At 62.9% G+C, this 14,114-nt stretch carries 11 protein-coding genes and 1 pseudogene; 5 read left to right on the plus strand and 7 right to left on the minus strand.

Features of this window, described 5'->3' with window-relative positions:
* Positions 1-163 precede the first annotated feature (163 nt).
* Both LDZ26_RS22200 and LDZ26_RS22205 read left to right on the plus strand, forming a co-directional pair.
* Positions 164-1,129 (plus strand): bile acid:sodium symporter family protein, encoded by a 966-nt coding sequence (locus LDZ26_RS22200; protein ID WP_244850792.1) that lies wholly within the window; start codon positions 164-166, stop codon positions 1,127-1,129.
* Positions 1,130-1,262: 133 nt separating this feature from the next.
* Positions 1,263-2,495 (plus strand): multidrug effflux MFS transporter, encoded by a 1,233-nt coding sequence (locus LDZ26_RS22205; protein WP_244850793.1) that lies wholly within the window; start codon positions 1,263-1,265, stop codon positions 2,493-2,495.
* Between the two features lie 30 nt (positions 2,496-2,525).
* On the opposite strand, the pseudogene LDZ26_RS22210 reads toward LDZ26_RS22205, so the two are convergent.
* From LDZ26_RS22210 to LDZ26_RS22230, 5 genes and pseudogenes are all read right to left on the minus strand, one after another.
* A pseudogene (locus LDZ26_RS22210) lies at positions 2,526-3,303 on the minus strand (MipA/OmpV family protein).
* Positions 3,300-4,181, minus strand: coding sequence for a carboxylesterase (locus LDZ26_RS22215; protein WP_244850794.1), 882 nt, complete (start codon positions 4,179-4,181; stop codon positions 3,300-3,302). The pseudogene LDZ26_RS22210 and the gene LDZ26_RS22215 overlap by 4 nt, the downstream one beginning before the upstream one ends.
* Positions 4,182-4,183: 2 nt before the next feature.
* Positions 4,184-4,984 (minus strand): DUF4118 domain-containing protein, encoded by an 801-nt coding sequence (locus tag LDZ26_RS22220; protein WP_244850795.1) that lies wholly within the window; start codon positions 4,982-4,984, stop codon positions 4,184-4,186.
* Between the two features lie 221 nt (positions 4,985-5,205).
* Entirely contained in the window at positions 5,206-5,586 is a 381-nt protein-coding gene (locus LDZ26_RS22225; RefSeq protein WP_244850796.1) for a hypothetical protein, read from the minus strand.
* Positions 5,587-5,605: 19 nt separating this feature from the next.
* Positions 5,606-6,028, minus strand: coding sequence for a hypothetical protein (locus LDZ26_RS22230; protein WP_244850797.1), 423 nt, complete (start codon positions 6,026-6,028; stop codon positions 5,606-5,608).
* A gap of 317 nt (positions 6,029-6,345) precedes the next feature.
* Here LDZ26_RS22230 and LDZ26_RS22235 point away from each other — a divergent pair, with 317 nt between their 5' ends.
* Positions 6,346-9,102: a bifunctional diguanylate cyclase/phosphodiesterase gene (locus LDZ26_RS22235; RefSeq protein WP_244850798.1), complete on the plus strand. Its 2,757-nt coding sequence runs from the start codon at positions 6,346-6,348 to the stop codon at positions 9,100-9,102.
* A gap of 18 nt (positions 9,103-9,120) precedes the next feature.
* On the opposite strand, the gene LDZ26_RS22240 is transcribed toward LDZ26_RS22235, so the two are convergent.
* Positions 9,121-9,420 (minus strand): hypothetical protein, encoded by a 300-nt coding sequence (locus LDZ26_RS22240; RefSeq protein WP_244850799.1) that lies wholly within the window; start codon positions 9,418-9,420, stop codon positions 9,121-9,123.
* Between the two features lie 335 nt (positions 9,421-9,755).
* Between LDZ26_RS22240 and LDZ26_RS22245 the strand changes: the two genes are divergently transcribed.
* Both LDZ26_RS22245 and LDZ26_RS22250 read left to right on the plus strand, forming a co-directional pair.
* Positions 9,756-10,304, plus strand: coding sequence for a hypothetical protein (locus LDZ26_RS22245; RefSeq protein ID WP_244850800.1), 549 nt, complete (start codon positions 9,756-9,758; stop codon positions 10,302-10,304).
* A 66-nt stretch (positions 10,305-10,370) separates the two neighbouring features.
* A complete protein-coding gene (locus tag LDZ26_RS22250) occupies positions 10,371-10,925 on the plus strand; it encodes a hypothetical protein (protein WP_244850801.1) in 555 nt (184 codons plus the stop codon).
* Between the two features lie 649 nt (positions 10,926-11,574).
* Here the strand turns inward: LDZ26_RS22250 and LDZ26_RS22255 are convergent.
* Positions 11,575-13,917 carry a filamentous hemagglutinin N-terminal domain-containing protein gene (locus LDZ26_RS22255; protein WP_244850802.1) on the minus strand — a complete coding sequence of 781 codons (2,343 nt, stop codon included), beginning with the start codon at positions 13,915-13,917 and terminating at the stop codon, positions 11,575-11,577.
* Positions 13,918-14,114 lie beyond the last annotated feature (197 nt).

Below are 14,114 nucleotides of genomic sequence, written 5' to 3' on the forward strand. Positions count from 1 at the left end.
AAGGCAAGCATTTGTCCCACGCGCGGCCCGCGACCCATGCCGCGCTTCGCCATCCGACGCCAGCAGACCGTATCGCCGCGACGCCTTCGGGCATCACGCGCCGGCTGCTGCGCTCGACGTTCGCCCAGAACACACACGCCACGACATTCGAGGACCGCACCACATGCTTGCCCGCATTACCCGTCTTTTTCCGCTTTGGGCCGTACTTGCTTCGGTTGCCGCGTACTTCTCGCCGTCATCGGTCGTAGGCATCGCGCCGCACGTGACGACGCTGCTCACCATCATCATGCTGTCGATGGGCGTGACGCTTTCCATCGACGATTTCCGGCGCGTGTTCACGCGTCCCGCGCCGGTCGTCGCCGGCATCGTGCTGCACTATCTCGTGATGCCGCTCGCCGCCTGGGTCATCGCGAAGGCGCTGCGTATGCCGCCCGATCTCACCGCGGGCATGGTGCTCGTCGGCAGCGTCGCGAGCGGCACGGCGTCGAACGTGATGATCTATCTGGCGCGCGGCGACGTCGCGCTCTCGGTCACGATCAGCGCGCTCTCGACGCTCGTCGGCGTATTCGCGACGCCGCTGCTCACGCGCCTTTATGTCGATGCGTCCATCGCCGTCGATGTCCACGGCATGCTCATGAGCATCTTGCAGATCGTCGCGCTGCCGATCATCGTCGGGCTGATCGTGAATCATTTCTTCGGCAAGCTGGTGCGCAAGATCGAGCCGGTGCTGCCGCTCGTGTCGATGGTGTCGATTCTGCTGATCATCGCGGCGGTGGTCGGCGGAACGCAGAAAAGCATTGCGTCGGTCGGCGTCGTCGTCGCGCTGGGGGTGGTGCTGCACAACGGCATCGGATTGCTCGGCGGCTACTGGGGCGGGCGTCTGCTCGGTTTCGACGAAGCCGTTTGCCGCACGCTGGCGATCGAAGTGGGCATGCAGAACTCGGGCCTCGCCGCGACGCTCGGCAAGCTGTACTTCACGCCGATCGCCGCGCTGCCCGGTGCGCTCTTTTCGGTGTGGCACAACCTGTCGGGCTCCATGCTCGCGGGCCACTGGGCGGGGCGTCCGGCGAAAGGATCGACCCGCGATGCCGACGCGCAACGCGTCGCCGCGAACCGCAGCGGCGCATAACGGACGTTGCGTGTTCGGCGGCATCGCGCGATGACAGGCAGAATACGCGCTGACGCCGCTTCTCGCTTCACTCCATCTGAACCGGCGGATGCCTCGTCACGGCATCCGCCCTATCGTCGCTTTCGTCGCTTTCATGAACCCTGCTCAACCGGACGGCGCATTCGTCGCCGCGCGCCCGGCGAACTCGCCGCGCTTTCTGCTGTTCCTCGTGTGTCTGTTCGCATCGGCCGGGCAGCTTGCCATCGACATTTACGTGCCCGCGCTGCCCGCGATGGCGCGCTATTTCGCGACCTCGCCGCAGGCGATCCAGTCGAGCGTTTCGGGCTACATGGCGGCCTACGCGCTCGGCCAACTGACGCTCGGACCGGTGGCGGACGCATACGGCCGCAAGCGCGTGCTCGCGTTCGGGCTCGTGGTCTTCACGCTCGGCTGCCTGCTGTCGCTCGCCGCGACGAACCTCGAAACGTTTCTCATCGCGCGCTGCCTGCAAGGCTTTGGCATTGCGGCGACGAACCTGCTCGCCAAGGCCATCATCACCGATTCGTTCTCGGGCCATGCGTTGATGCACGCGTTCACGTATATGTCGATCGCGTGGGGGCTCGCGCCGATTGTCGCGCCTGTGATCGGCGCGCATCTGCAAACCGCGTTCGGCTGGAAGGCGTGCCTCGTCTTCCTGCTTATCTATTCGATCGTGATGTGGGCGCTCGTGTGGCGTTATCGCGAGACCTTGCGGCGGCCGGTGCGGCTCGAGCCGCGCACGCTGATGGCGAACGCGGGCAAGGTGCTCGCGAGTCCGGTGTTTCAGAGCTGCTTTCTCGCGCAGGGCCTGTGCTACAGCATTCTGCTCGTGTTCAATATCGTCGGACCGTTCATGGTGCAGAACACGCTGCACAAGCCGCCGACGTACTTCGGTTATCTCGCGCTCGGCATCGGCATGATGTACTTCTTCGGCGGTCTGTCGAACCGCGTGCATGGTCCGCGTCTGCCGAGCGCGGAAGCGCGGCTGCGCATCGGCTCATGGACGATGGCGGCTGCGTCGGCCGTCATGCTGCTGCTCGCGTTGACCGTAGGCCTTCGCGTATGGACGCTCGCTCTGCCCGTGCTCGTCATGGGCTTTTGCGCCGGCGCGATGTATCCGACGCTCATGGCGAAAGGCAATTCGCTGTTCCCGCACATCGCGGGACTCACGAGTGCCATTCTGGGTTGCGCGCTCCTGCTCGTGTCGTCGGCGATGATGGGACTCGCGGGCTTCGTCTCCGTGCAAGTGTTGACGCCGCTCGCAGCGTTCTTCGTGCTGGTCGGGCTGACCGTCGTATGGATGGTGGGCAAGCTGCTGCGGCATCTGGAAGCGCAACGCAACGCCTAGTCTCGCGCGGCTATCGCTCGCATCGCGGCATCAGAAGCGATATGAAACAGACGCCATCCCGTTGAGATCGAGACGGCGCTCAGTGATCGGACTGCCGCCGGCGTATTTTTCGAGCCGTCCGATTTGCGCCGTCACGTCGGCGGACCAGTGAGCGTTCATCGTGTACGTGGCGTTCAGGCCGAGGTGAATATCGCGTAAGCCGGGAACCCGTCGTGTACTGAGGCAAGCCCGACGCGGCGCTTTCCTGTGCGCTGACGCCGAAGAAGGTCCTCGTATAAGCTGCGTTCGCCCACGTCAGGCCCGGCCCGACGGAGAGCAAGAGCTTGCCCAACGGAGCCGACATATAGAGATCCGTCATCGCGGTGAGACCTTGCCCCGTTCCGGCGATGTCCTGATAGACCGCAGCCGCGCCGGTGAACGCCCACCACGTGTAGTCCGCAAAAAGCCGCAGCTTCGGGCCGTAGTGAACATCAGGCAAGCCCTTCAGCCGCTTGTCGTCGGAAGCGGAGCGCGATTGAAAGTCGAAACTCAGCGACGCACCGACATGATAGTTCTCGCCCTTCAACGCATTCACGCCGAGCACGTCCGGGCCTTGCGAGAAGATCCGTTCCTTCCACGATATGTCCTGAACCGGGAACGGCAGTACCTGCAATTTCGACGAGCCGGGATACTTCGGAAAGACATACAGGCCCGGCCCGATCGACACCTTCCAGTCACTGGCGGGCGGCGGCCCGTCAGCGTCCGCCGCGTACGCAGTATCCGTTAGCACGAGGGCGAGTGCCGCCGCGACCGCGAGCGTGCGATTCATGCTTTCCTCGCAACGGTCGCCAATTGCCGCAAACGTCGCGCGAGTGCGCGCGACACGACCAGCGTCGGCGCATGGTTCGATTCCGACGCCGCCGCGCTTTCGCGCAAGAAGAGCGCGCATTCCCGCGCGACGACTTCGCGCTCGTTATCCGATGTGATCATGTGGTATGAATCGTCGAGCCAGATCGTGCGGAGGAACGACGCCCCGACGTTCTTGCCGACGAAGCGCGCGTTATGCGGGCTCGACGTCTCGTCGTCGATGGCGTGAATGATGAGGCAGTCCGTCGTGATGCCCTTGAGCTCCTTGCGCACCGCGTGAGCGAGGCGGCTCGCTTCGTGCAGCGCCGGCATGGCGATGGACGCGGGACCGACTTCGCTGATCTGATTCTTCTGCATCGCCCGCGCGATCTTCGAGCGCAACGCCTCGTTGCGCAAGCCGTACGGCTCCTCTTCGCGATAGCGGTAGCGCGAGCGCAACGGCGTGTAGTACAGGTAGTTCAGCAGGAAGCGGTACCACGGTATCGCCCAGCCGTCGTAGTCGAGCGTGACCGACAGCAGCAACAAGGCGCGCGCGTCCGGGCGTCGTTGCGCGACGGCGGCTGCGAGCGTCGCGCCCATCGAGAGCCCGCATACGGAGACGTGGCGATAGCGCGCCGCGAGCGCGTCGAATTCCTGAACGGCCGCGTCGATCCACCGTTCCATCGTTTCGTGCCCGGTGCCCGCGCTGTATCCGCGCAGTTCCGGCGTATGCGTCGCGAAACCTTCATCGGCGAGAAAGCGCGCGAGGAAACGCAGTTCGAGCGGCGAACTGGAAAGGCCGTGCAAAAGCAGAACGGCGTGATCGTGGCCGTGTGCCGGCGAGAACTCGGGCGTCTTCATAGTCAGTCTTCGGCTCGCAGGATCAGGAAGTCGCCCGACGGCGTGACGAAGCGCTCGCACACGCACTCGACGGGTTGCCAGTCGTCGCGGCCGCCGGACCGGAAACGGATTCGGTGATGCCCCGGCGTCAGGCGAACGCTTACGCGCGCGAGGTCCTCTTCATGCGCCTCGGCATGCTTCGTACCGAACGCGATGCCCGAGCCGAACGATGTGTCGTCGATGACGCCATTGCGCGTAGCGGTCGCGGCCGCCGCCACCAGGCTGCCGGGCGACACGCCGTTCGCCGGGTCCAGCGCCTTGATGACGACGAGCGAGCGATTGTATTGCGCGATGTGATGCAGCATGCGATGCATCTCGTCCGTGGCGCGACGCGCGATGAGCCGCTCGTTGTCGTGACGCAGCAGCATTTCGTAGCGCGACTGCGCGACCGCCGCGAGCAACTCCGCGCGATACTGCGCGCGTCGCAAGCGCTCGATCAGCGTGATGACGACGATCGTGATGAGCGGATAGGAGATGAGGAGCCGGAGGTCGGATGCGTCGATGACGTCGATGCGGCCGTAGGGCGGGACGAACAGATAGTCGGCGATCACGAGTCCCGCCAACATCACGAACGAGGCGGGCGCAAGGCCGCAGTAATACTGAACGAGCGCCGCAGCGATCAGGAAGGCCGCGCCCGGCATGACGGGGCCGAGCAACGGGTGCAGCATCGTTCTGATGACGCCGGCGGCAAAAAGTGCTGCTCCGGCGATGAGCCACCTCTTTGCTCCGCGCGGCGCCCACCGTTTGGAGTTTTTGATTTGCATGCGTTCGACGCGATATTGATGTTCTTTGCCCGGCACGGGCGATAAAGCGGGACGCTTGCCGCGCAGTCAGTTCGAGAGCGGTGCGTAGTATCGTGCGATTATAGGGTTCTTGTTGATCGCCGAATTCGCAGAACTGGGGGTGGATCTGACTGCTTATCGTCGATTAGGACATGCCGAGGCAAGGGCATGAAGGCGCGGCCTTGTCGCCGCGCCTTGCGCCGTCATACCATCGGGTCTTCGGTCAGCGCTATGGCGTGACGCTTGGCCACGGCAGAAAGCTGGCGCGGCCAGTCTGCGATGTCGCCCTCATCATGCAGATCTTCGAGATCGTGAAGTAGCGCTAACGTTTCCGCCCGATAGACGTCGACACCGGACATCGCCAGCGCGCGCAATAGCGGACCGTCTTGCCCCGTCTTGTAATAGCCGATTCCGAGGCCTTCCAGCGGATGACCGTAATGCGCGTCATCGATCAGGATGCCGATTGCACATCGGCGGCCGTCTTGCCCGCGCAGACGGCATGTTCCGTCGTCATCCACGGAAAGCGCCTGCTGCGCAAGCAGATGCGACCGCACCGTCTGGAAGATTTCCGTAAGGTCTTTCATGATGCGTTGCCCGGATTCGCTAGGCGGCGCGCTGCAACCGTTCGGCCGACAAGCCGAACTGGCGCGCGATGGAGCGCAGGCGGTCTTCCCACTCCCAGATGCCGAAAACGTCGTGCACGTTTTGCAAGCAGCTCAACAACTCCACGGTTTCCTGGGAGAACACGTTGATTCTTGCGCGCAGCAGCGCCTTCCTGAGTGCGGCGACGCCCACATCCATATAAGCCGGCACCCGCGTCGGGTCCGCGAGAATGAAGCGCACCGGCACGCCTTCCATGGCAGTGCGATAGTCGCCCGGCCGCACCAACGCGCCAACGGGGCAGCCACCGCACCGTCCTCGATAAGCACCGCCTCCGCGCGGCAGCAGCGAAGCCGACCCTTGCGCGAAAAGGTGCTCGATGCTTCGTTCAAAGATTTCCTGATGAGAGAGAAACGTTTGCGACATGGTGTGCTCCGACGAGAGGTGGTGACTGAGTATCGTCGGAAGGAACGGCTCCGCGCATTGATGAAAACCCTGTTTTACCGATGATCGCGTGCATGACCGGCACGATTTACTCGTTCGCGCGTCCTTTCACCACCGAAACGGACAACTCCCCACTTAACTAAACGGGTAGGCAGCCGATAAGAGTGTTCGGAGATAAGCCGTTTTCCACAAGTGGTCTTCGGCGGTCGGGCGAGTCAGGTGCGTATTCGATGCAGCATTCGCATTGACCGCATCGCAACGCGCACCACTACAAGAGATATGGCATTCGGCAAGTGGCAATGAAAAAAGACGTGGGGCGGTTCGTGCAGGGCCTTTGGGGCTCTAGAAGAGGCCGGCTTTTCGGAGCGGCCATCTTTCTGTTTGCAGTTGCATCGTTCGCGGCGCTGACGTGTTACTTCGCCGCGAGATCGCGGTCGCAGCAGGAGGACGCGCTGCGACAAGCGCTCACGGTCAGTTCGCAACTGGAGCTGATCGCCAATCTGCACATCGACGCGAATGCAGACTTCCTCACGGGCGTCGGCAGCGCGCGGTTCCGGTCGCTCGCCTGGCCGGTGTCGCGTGCCGTCGAAGCCATGCGCTCTTACGACCTGCTTCAGCGCTTCCTGAGCGACGACGAGGCATCGCTCTATCAACTCTCGACGTTGCGAAGCGATACCAGCCTTTGGGCATCCCAACTCGACATGGCCGCGACGAGCGCGCGCGGTCCTGGCGCAAGCCGAAGCGTCGATTCGACGCAACTGGAAAAGGCCAACAAGACGCTTCAGTCGATCATGCACGGGCTCTCGGAACTGCAACTGGCGCAGCGGTCGAAGCTCGCAACGATGCAACTCGCGGCGGAAGCACAACTGGTTCGGCAGAAGGTCACGTTCGCCGTCGCACTCGCCACGGGTTTGATCATGCTCGCGTACGCACTCGTGATCGCGCATCGCGCATCGCTTGCCAGCAGCGCGGCCAGGATCGTTGCGCGTGAAGCACATGACCGCTTCATCGAATACTTCGAGCAGCATCCGCTGGCAATGCTCATCTTCGACATTCATACGGGGCGCGTGCTCACGGCAAACGCAGCGGCGCAGCGTCAGTACGGAGGCAGTCTCAGCGAGCTGATGCAGATTACCGCCGACGACCTGCGTCCGCCGGAGGACAGACAGCAATTTCGGCAAGACCTCGACACGTATGTCGCGTCGGGCGCGCCGGCAGGGTCGGGCGGCGTGCGCAGGCATACGCGCCTCGACGGTCAGATCATTCACGTCGATGTCTCGTACCATTTCCTGAACTATGCCGGCCATGAAGCGTGCTTCGTCACGGCCGCCGACGTCAGCGCGCACGAACTGGCAAGACAGGAGTTGAGGATTCGCAGCCGAGCGCTGGATGCGTCGGACAATGCCGTCGTCCTTCTGCAAGCCACTGCGGGCGAGGACGCTCCGCAAGTGATCTATGCAAACCCCGCCTTCCAGCGGCTGACGGGGCTGTCTGTCGCGGATGTTCTCGGCAAGGAAGCGGCCGACGTACTGCCCGGAAGCATGAATGACGCCGCTTCGTTCGATGCGACGTCATCGACCCCGGATCGCATGAAAGCGGCCGCGGTCGTCGAGGGCCGCCGTCGAGACGGATCGCGTTTCTGGGCGCAGCGTCAGATTTCGCCCGTACTCGACGAACATGGCGCAACGACGCACACCGTCGCAGTCTTCAGCGACATCTCGGACCGGATCATTGACCAGGAGCGTTTGCAGTTGCAGGCAAGCCTCGATCCGTTGACCGGCTTGCTCAATCGATCCGCGTTGTACGCACGGTTGACAGAGATGCTCGGCACGGCCTCGAGTTCTGCCGGTCAGATCGCGATCCTGTTCATCGACCTCGATAACTTCAAGGAGATCAACGATTCGCTCGGCCATGTGTGCGGCGATGAAGTCATCAAGGAGGTCGCCCGACGATTATCGGGCAGCGTCGGAGAGTCGGACGTGGTCGCGCGTTTCGCGGGCGATGAGTTCGTCGCGCTGCTGTTCGGTCGTTTGGGCGTCGAAGAACTGATCGGCAGGGCGAAGGCGCTGCATGCCTCAGTGAATGCGAATCTGCGCGTGGGCGGTGAGTGCGTCGCTTCGAATGCGAGCGCCGGAGTGGCGGTATTTCCCGATCACGCGGTCGACGCCGGCACGCTGATTCGCTACGCCGACGCGGCGATGTATTACGCGAAGCGTTCCCGCCAAAGCGCGCTCGTGGTCTACGACGAGTCGATTGCGACTGCCGACGCAGAGCGTGTCGAGCTCACCAAGCATCTCGGTCGCGCGGTACAGAGCGATGCGTTGCGTCTGGTTTTTCAACCGCGCGTTGCGTTGGGGAGCAGCAAGCCGGTCGCGTACGAAGCGCTGTTGCGGTGGTTCGACGGTGAGCGCGGACTCATCAGTCCTGCTGTCTTCATACCGCTTGCGGAAGAAAAAGGGCTGATCGTGCCGATAGGCGAGTGGGTGTTCGAACAGGCATGCCTTCAGGCCAGAGACTGGGCGCGAGACGATCCGGACATCATCGTTTCGATCAACGTGTCGGCCATGCAGTTTCTGCATTCGGACTTCGCGAGCACGGTGCAGAGCACGCTTGCGAAGGTCGGCGTCAGTCCGCGCAATATCGAACTCGAAGTGACCGAGAGCGTGTTGATGACGCCGGCCGCGCTCAACGCGCTCAACGCGATCAGGCGAATGGGCGTATCGATTGCGATCGACGACTTCGGCACGGGCTTCTCGAGCCTCAACTACATTCGAGAGTTCAAGCCCGACTGCATCAAGCTCGACTTGTCGTTCGTTCAAGGCATCGGTCAGTCGACGATCGACGAGGTCATCGTGAAGGCAGTGCTCGCGATGGCCCATACGTTGGGGATGCGCGTCGTTGCCGAGGGCGTGGAGACCATCGAGCAATTCGCCTTCCTCGCCGACAACGAATGCGATGAAGTACAGGGCTTCCTGACCGGACGACCGATGCCGGCGGCGCAAGCGCGGCAGGGTCTGAGCAGGTCCGGGAACGAGGCCGTCGAAGCGTTTGCGTAGAACCGCTACCGAATACGGTCACTCGCGCGGCGCGACGTTTGCCTTGTTGCCGGCGAGCGGCGCGCCATACCCGCCGTCGTTCGCATTGTTGGGCAGGCCGTTCACCATCTGAGCGCGAGGATCGGCGGGATTCAGGTTCAATTCGCCTGCCTGCACGTTGCCGTGCGAAGGGTACTCGCTGCCGAGCGGCGCGTTCGGCATCAGCTTCGGATTGTTGTGAGGCGCACGCATGTCCGTCTCCGCGCTCGGATGCGACTGCGCCAGAGCGAACGGCGTTGCAACGCACAACGCGGTGAAAAGAAGCACTAGCTGTTTCATGACTGGCTCCCGTTGCGCAGTTCAGTATAGAACTCGGTTGCCAGTCTTCATGGGATACCCATACCGCCGAGCAGACCAGCGTTTGTCGAGACGGTCTTTCGTGCGGCGCAGCAGTATCGAATGTGCTTCCTTCGGTCATCTAAGCGCGCATCGGCGATAGTCGAATAGTTCGACCGTGCCAAAAGAAGACTCGTCGTTCGACGATATGTCAGCCCATTCGTGCGTTCTGACTCTTTTACTTTGCAATACGTCGAAGCCGTTCTATGCTAACGCATACGGTTGCCCGATCGCTTGCTCATTCGGCAATGCCCGCAAATGACATAAGAGGTGGAGACATGCGTGCTTTCGTCGTTTCAGTCTTCTTGCTGCTGCAGCTGACGGCTTCGTTCGCGGGCGAGACGCCCCTCGTGTTCGACGCACAAGGCAAATTCGTCGGACCACTGGACGATTACGGCGGCCCGGGCGTTTATCTGACCGTCAACGGCGCTATCGCTTTCGTGCCTATCGAGCGTGTGATCGTCTCGGGCGACGGCGGTCCGCGCACCGTTTATTCGGCCACGCAATTCAGATGGTCGGGTGTGAACGCAGTCGACTTCACTTCGACGGATTGCAGCGGCACGCCGGTCATCACGCTAACCACAGGCATCCGGCCATCCACCACCATACGGCTAGGCAACGACGTCACGCTATACGTCGCGCCTGCCACTAACTCCGCTCCAATCGTGATCGGGTCCGTGCGGGCGGGTCCGACCTTTACCTGCACGGCATCGAACGCGCCGGTCACGGAATACGGCTGGCCGACGGAAAGCACCTTCTCGCTGACCGGCGCCTATCCGGAGCCGCTCACCGTGCGGATTCCGACCCGGAACACGCCAGCGCAGTGACGCTAGCCGAGGGACTTCGTAAGCGCGTCCCCACTGAACGATGACTATGGCCTCGAGGTGCATGCCATGCGCAGAATGATTCTGTTGACGCTGCTGTGCTCTGGCGCAATGACGTCGTTTGCCGATGAAGTCGAACATCACCATCATCATCATCGGCACGTACTTCGCGTCTTCGATGCGAACGGGACGGAAGTCGGCGTATTGAAGTATGCGGGAGGCAGCGCGGGTGTCTTCCAGTCCGTGAACGGGGCGCCGGTCTTCGTGCCGATCATGCGGCGGCAAGTCTCGGGCACCGGCAACAAGATCGTCTATTCGGCAACCGAGTTCATGTGGGGATGGTATTTCATGAACCAGTTCTATTCGAGCGATTGCAGCGGCGCGCCGCTCATTCCCAGCACCACTGCATCGCGGCCTGCATTCACCGTGCGGAAAGGCTCAGACGTCACGGTGTATGTCGCGCCCGAGACGAACTCGCAACTCCTGACCGTCTCGTCGTACACGTTGGGCACCAACGGACAATGCCAGCGCTATAGCCCGCCGCTCACGGCGGCTGGCTGGCCGGTCGAGTCCAGTTGCGTGATTACACAGGAACATCCGGAGCCGTTGACGATTCACTACTGACGCACTCGTGACACCGTCGCCTCGACCTCGCAAACCGTTAAGGGCGAATGTCGAACGTGTGGGGCAATACTCGCCCGCGGAGTAGGTTGGACGCTGCGTGTGAAATCGCGGTCGGGAACAAGCTAGCTTATGCGTTCGTCAGGCGTCGACCGCATTCCAAACCTCTGCATCAGCCATGTCTGCAAGCCAGAAGCAATGGGTGCTCTCAACGTGACGCCGATCGCCATGCATGACGCGTCTCTGCCTCTAGCGTCGTAGAGGGGATAGCGCCGAAGCCGATGCAGCGTCGACCGCCTTCGTCCCGCATTTACCGAGGGCGAAAGCAGAACAGTCTGTTCCCTTGGCGCAGGGACGATGCCGGCTGCCGACGCGTCGATACACGGAAAATGTCTCGCAACTCTCGTTCGGCTGCTTACGGTCGCACCCACAGTTCGGCGGCAATGGTCTGCCGAGTGTGTCGACCCCCGTGCTGCGCGCGGAGGTCGAGCTGCTTGTGTCTCACGGCAGTCCGCAATTCTTTCGAAGACGTCGGAACTCTAAGGCGCCGAGCATCTGCTGACGCTTCAAGCGCAGACGACCGAAATTGGCCGCAGACTTGTCGATCGCATTCACTGTGGGAAGACCATGGGCGCCTCGCCGGCACACTACATCAAGGCCGCGCCTGCTGCCATTGAAGCACGGGATGCGTGGACCCCTTCGGCATTGCCCAGACACCGCCAGCCGGTATGTTCCAGTCCAGATAGTTGCCGACGTTGCTCATTTGCGCAGTCGTGAGCCCATTCGAGTTCGGCGGGACCGTGCCTGAGTTGGCGAAGGCGGCGCTAGTGCGCCCCGTTGCGTCGCGGTTCCAGTAGACGTTGTTATGTATCGCCCCTTCGTTGGTTGCAGCAATGCCGCCATACGGATCATCCGGAGGCCCGCCGCCTACGCTGCCAGTCGCAAACGACTCGTTTATGACACCAGTCGGCGTGTTGCTGTAGACGAGACCGCCGCCCCTATAGCCTCCGGCTCCGCCTGTGGCGTACGACTGCGTGATAAGCCCCGCGTTCGACGCGGCGAGGCCGCCCTGTACGCCGTGCGTGCCGCCGCCCACGCCGCCGGTGGCGAACGACTGCGTTATCGTTCCGTCGTTCGAACCCACAAGTCCACCGGATCCGCTCTGAGAACCGACACCCGCGCTACTCGACGAGCGTTCGATGAGTCCGTTGTTCTGGCCCACGAGACCACCGTTGCCGAGGCCACCATAACTGCTTGTGCCTGCGTTCCCGGCGGTCGAGACATAGGCGACCGTGCCGTCGTTGCGGCCGGCCAAGATGCCGTACGCTGCATTCTCGGAGCCCGCCGCGTTGGCGTGCGTCATCTTCAAATTGCGCACCACGCCATTCGAGCCGATCACGCCGAACAAGCCCACATACTTGGAAAACGCTGGGCCTATAGTGCCGAGGCTGTCAATGGTGTGGCCAAAGCCGTCGAACTGGCCGGTGAACGATGCAGTCTCCGTCGGTCCGAGTGGCTGGAAGCCGGACCCGCCGGAGAAGATCGTGCTATGGCTCGCGCTTGCATCGATATCTCTACCAAGCGCGTAATTACCCGCCAAATTTTGCGAAACCTTGAGGAGATCCGCGTAGCTATTGATGAGCTTGTAGGCGGTAATCTGCGTGACCTGTCCGCTGTACGGCGCCGCGGTCCATCCGCTGTTGGTCAGCAGCGTACCGGGAGAAAAGCTCTGGTTTATGTCGAACAGCACGCTGACAATGCCGGTGCTTTTCGACCAGTCGATTGTGCCGCCGTTGATCACGCTGCCGCCCGTGTCGATGCCGCCCGCATCTGCGCGCAGGGCAAGACCGCCTGCACCCTTGTTCGTGATCGTCACCATCGGACCGATGCTGACGTTGCGCGTTGCGCCGAGCGTGAGCGAGCTGTTGCCGCTCCACTGGATGTTGCCTTGCACGGCGAGATCGGCGTTCGGCCCATTCGATTCCGCGCTCACGCTCGTGCCGGCGGTAAGCGAGCGCGAGAGACTGGCGGCGGTCGTGTCGTCGATGGTCAAGTTAGGCGCGCCGAGCGTCCACGTTCCTGCCCGGACCGTCGCGCCCGAAACGTCGAGCTGGCTGGCGCGGGTGTCGACGGCGCCCCCGCTGTGGTCGGCGTTCGTCGCCGCGATGCCGCCGGAGACGTGCACCGCGCCTTGGTCGGCCACAAGCCAGACGTGGCCGTCGCGCGTGGTAGTACCTGTCGCGCGAATTGCCGTAGTGTTACCCGCGAGCGCATAGACGTTCCCATCGGCGGCCTGGAGGCTCACCTGCGCCGCGGCAATGGTGCCGGCGTTCACCGCTAGTCCGCTGCTGCCCGTTTGCACGAACACCTGCTGGCTTCCCGCAGAGTCCTGGAGCAACACTTGAGTGCCGGTGGCGAGCTCCGCCGTGCCTTGGGGCGCGTCTATCTGCCCACGGTTCACGGCGGCCGTCCGCGAAACGAGAATGACGTCGCCGCCCGAGGAAGCGATTCTGCCCAAGTTCACTACCATGCCCGCCCCGGTGCCCGCGAACGTCAGCGGCCCGCCCGCCGTGAACGCGTCGTTGCCGACGTCTAACGTCGAGGCGACGAAGCGGCCGCCGGTCGTCACCACGCCGCGGGGACCGACAAGCACTCCTTGAGGGTTAATCAAATACACGCTGCCGGTTGCGTTGAGCTGGCCGAGAATGACCGACGCTTCCCCGCCGGTGACCCGATTGAGCGTCGCGCCCGACCCGTTATTGAGTCGAACCTGCCGTCCGTCGCCGATCGAAAAGCTGGTCCAGTCGACTACGCCGCGAGAAGATGATTGATTGACGACGAGGGATTGCCCGCCGCCACTGATGGTCCCACAGCCCGCCACAAATCGCCCTCCGCTTGGCAGCGGCGGCGCTGCTTGGGCATCAGCGCTGCCCAGGCAGACAACGAGCGGAACAAGAATCGAGAGAGGCCGAAGCCCGAGTCCATGATGCGCCATATACCCTCCGTATCGATGCCGTTGTTTGCCGCAAAGCGGGCCGCGGATGGTAGTGCCGACAATGGAACCGATGCGCGGGGGGCGCGCCGATAGTAGCGCCGCCGTTCCATGTATTGTGTGGCGTTGCGCTCATTCGGAGGGGGAATGCAACCGCAGGCTTTGTCGGCGTTGATCGACATCAACGAAACAAGCAGAAA

The organism is Caballeronia sp. SL2Y3, assembly GCF_022879575.1.
Taxonomy (GTDB): domain Bacteria; phylum Pseudomonadota; class Gammaproteobacteria; order Burkholderiales; family Burkholderiaceae; genus Caballeronia.

Coding starts and splice junctions, on each gene's coding strand:
- LDZ26_RS22200 (WP_244850792.1), top strand. CDS start 164: ATGCTTGCCCGCATTACCCGTCTTTTTCCGCTTTGGGCCGTACTTGCT.
- LDZ26_RS22205 (WP_244850793.1), top strand. CDS start 1,263: ATGAACCCTGCTCAACCGGACGGCGCATTCGTCGCCGCGCGCCCGGCG.
- LDZ26_RS22215 (WP_244850794.1), bottom strand. CDS start 4,181: ATGAAGACGCCCGAGTTCTCGCCGGCACACGGCCACGATCACGCCGTT.
- LDZ26_RS22220 (WP_244850795.1), bottom strand. CDS start 4,984: ATGCAAATCAAAAACTCCAAACGGTGGGCGCCGCGCGGAGCAAAGAGG.
- LDZ26_RS22225 (WP_244850796.1), bottom strand. CDS start 5,586: ATGAAAGACCTTACGGAAATCTTCCAGACGGTGCGGTCGCATCTGCTT.
- LDZ26_RS22230 (WP_244850797.1), bottom strand. CDS start 6,028: ATGTCGCAAACGTTTCTCTCTCATCAGGAAATCTTTGAACGAAGCATC.
- LDZ26_RS22235 (WP_244850798.1), top strand. CDS start 6,346: ATGAAAAAAGACGTGGGGCGGTTCGTGCAGGGCCTTTGGGGCTCTAGA.
- LDZ26_RS22240 (WP_244850799.1), bottom strand. CDS start 9,420: ATGAAACAGCTAGTGCTTCTTTTCACCGCGTTGTGCGTTGCAACGCCG.
- LDZ26_RS22245 (WP_244850800.1), top strand. CDS start 9,756: ATGCGTGCTTTCGTCGTTTCAGTCTTCTTGCTGCTGCAGCTGACGGCT.
- LDZ26_RS22250 (WP_244850801.1), top strand. CDS start 10,371: ATGCGCAGAATGATTCTGTTGACGCTGCTGTGCTCTGGCGCAATGACG.
- LDZ26_RS22255 (WP_244850802.1), bottom strand. CDS start 13,917: ATGGCGCATCATGGACTCGGGCTTCGGCCTCTCTCGATTCTTGTTCCG.